This window comes from Phormidium sp. CCY1219, assembly GCF_035615515.1.
In the GTDB taxonomy this organism is placed as follows: Bacteria; Cyanobacteriota; Cyanobacteriia; order Cyanobacteriales; family Laspinemataceae; genus CCY1219.
This window is the reverse complement of the sequence record NZ_JAJENT010000971.1, coordinates 1-1,684: the sequence shown is the minus strand read 5'-3', so window position 1 is coordinate 1,684 and position 1,684 is coordinate 1. Positions and strand designations below refer to the sequence as shown.

The window sequence follows — 1,684 nt, the reverse complement described above, 5'->3', positions numbered from 1 at the left end:
AATTTTTATCCCTTGGTCTTCCTGACAAACACGATAACCTTGAAATCTTCCGTTGATTTTGAGGAGGTCTAGCAGCTTTTTTCAAAGATTGGTTGCGATAGCGAATTCTGCTGTAAAAAGTGGAGTAAGGAACTCCATTTTTATCAGCCCCAGATTCTCTCCAAAGTTGCCGATAAGATTTTTTCATTTTAGCAGTTTCTAATCGATTATTCAATTAAATTATAGCATGACGGTTGCTTAACCTCTAAAATCCTTACTACGAAAGGATTTCAAGGAATTTCAAAAAAACACTTGACAAAAATTCTAACCTTATGTATGATTAGAAGTATGGAAGAAATGGAAGAAATAATCATTAGGTTAATCGAGGGTGGGTATCTCAAAAGCGATTACCCACAAAAAGGAAAAGTAATAGGTGAGGCAAGAACTGATGAAGGATATACAATCCTTTTAACTGACGCTGGAACCTATTTTCCGGCGAGACATGTTTGTCAACGGTGCAAAACACCGTTGACTGCGACCGACTATTTCGATTTCATTTGCAATCAATGCAGTGGAGCTTTCTAAGTTTAAGAATCTGAAAGCTCCCCACCACCCACCCCCAATCACCGCCGCTTACTAAATATGAGGGAAAAACCAAACCATGAAAAAATCACAAAAATGGAATGTCACGAGACACTTTTTAAGGAAAGTGGATTCCAACTTCCGAGCTTCTAAATCAGAATACACGAATCGGAGCTATCCGATTTGGACAGAAACGCCAGAAGAAGAAAGGTTCCTACTGGCTAAGTATTTTCTGGCCAAAAAATACAACTACGAACTACCTTTTGTCGGAGGGTTAGTTCCTGGAAAAAATGTTTGGCAGGAGGACAAAACTTAATTAATAGCCGCTCACCCGGCTTTTGAAAATGTGGGGGTGGGAGGCGAGGAACGCCCCCCAGTGTTACATGGAAAGTAACGATGAAAATTCTATCATATCAATCTGCTGCTATTGCTGCTGTTGGTATTACTGCTGCTGGTATTACTGCTATTGCTCCAATAGCAGCAGCTCAAAACCGATGCGGCTGGCTAGTGACGGTTTACAACGACAACGAACCAGACAACACAATGCAGTTTGAGGGTGTCCGCATTGACGGGCGTTGTGTTGCTGACACGCTTCGATTTAATGGCCGGTGGAACGATGGCCCGATGTCAGCGTCAATTTATCCTGCACCCAATGGTCAGCATTTCGTCTGGCGTGTTGATGAAAAGACAGGAACTGCAGAAAATTTTTACCGCGCGTACCAATACCACATGCCGGCACTTCTGACCGATCCGGATGATGCCGAACGGCATGATGATTGGTAATTAATCCCTAAATTTGCGATCGCCCTCTATCAAAAAGGCGATCGCAAACTGTTAACGCTAACAGTTAAGCACTGAAATACTAAAATTTTCCCCTCAAACTTTTGAGGGGAATTTTATATTAATTGTATATCAAAAGAAAATATTTTTTAAGCGGTTAGAATTACTGTTCGCCACATCCTCCCCCGCCCCGGCTCCCCCCCGCAGCGGTGCCGCCCTGCGGGCGGCGTTCCCCTCGCTTCGCGCGCTCCGCTAGTGGGCTTCGCTTCGCTCGCTCCGCTTGCTCCGCTGCGCTCCGCTCCGCGCGCTCAGCCGCGCGCCCCCCCCGCCGCCGCCGGCGTCC

The 1,684-nt window shown here is 45.3% G+C and carries 3 protein-coding genes; 2 read left to right on the top strand and 1 reads right to left on the bottom strand.

Annotated features, from left to right (window positions below):
- Positions 1 to 214, bottom strand: a 214-nt coding sequence (locus LKK83_RS31075) for a hypothetical protein (RefSeq protein WP_324635338.1), incomplete at its 3' end; no start/stop codon positions are given.
- Between the two features lie 426 nt (positions 215 to 640).
- Here LKK83_RS31075 and LKK83_RS31070 point away from each other — a divergent pair.
- Positions 641 to 877, top strand: a complete 237-nt coding sequence (locus LKK83_RS31070) for a hypothetical protein (protein ID WP_324635337.1) — start codon at positions 641 to 643, stop codon at positions 875 to 877.
- 80 nt (positions 878 to 957) lie between these two features.
- Entirely contained in the window at positions 958 to 1,344 is a 387-nt protein-coding gene (locus LKK83_RS31065) for a hypothetical protein (RefSeq protein WP_324635336.1), read from the top strand.
- The last annotated feature ends 340 nt before the right edge of the window (positions 1,345 to 1,684 follow it).

Excerpts from the sequence above, each read along its gene's own strand:
- LKK83_RS31070 (WP_324635337.1), top strand. The coding sequence starts at position 641 with ATGAAAAAATCACAAAAATGGAATGTCACGAGACACTTTTTAAGGAAA.
- LKK83_RS31065 (WP_324635336.1), top strand. The coding sequence starts at position 958 with ATGAAAATTCTATCATATCAATCTGCTGCTATTGCTGCTGTTGGTATT.